This is a genomic window from Streptomyces beijiangensis, from assembly GCF_017315755.1.
Lineage (GTDB): Bacteria > Actinomycetota > Actinomycetes > Streptomycetales > Streptomycetaceae > Streptomyces > Streptomyces beijiangensis.
Genome location: NZ_JAFLRJ010001222.1, coordinates 1 through 303, shown reverse-complemented (window position 1 = coordinate 303; position 303 = coordinate 1). Strand labels below are relative to the sequence as shown.

1 pseudogene is annotated in these 303 nt (G+C 76.9%); it reads right to left on the bottom strand.

Annotation, left to right across the window (positions count from 1 at the left end):
* Window positions 1-303: pseudogene (locus J0695_RS46340) on the bottom strand (hypothetical protein); the annotation flags it as partial.

The following is a 303-nucleotide window of genomic DNA, read 5'->3' as shown; positions in this document are numbered from 1 at the left end:
CGTCTCCCTGTTCCGTAGGGGCTCCAGCGCCCAGAACGCGCCCGGGCCGCGACCCTCGCCGACCGGGGGGTGGCGCTCGGCCAGCTCCGCGAGGGCCGGGCAGGGGATGTCGGAGCCGAGGCGGGCGGCCTGGCCGCCGATGTCCTCGTCCTCCATCGCGGTGATCGTCGCGACGGCGGCGGCGCAGGCCAGGCCGCCCGCCTCGGCTCCGACATCCTCGGCCGTACGGAACAGGGAGACGCGCGAGCCGCTCGTCCCGTACAACGCCTCCGGCGAGGCCAACGCCCCGAAGGCGGCCATCGG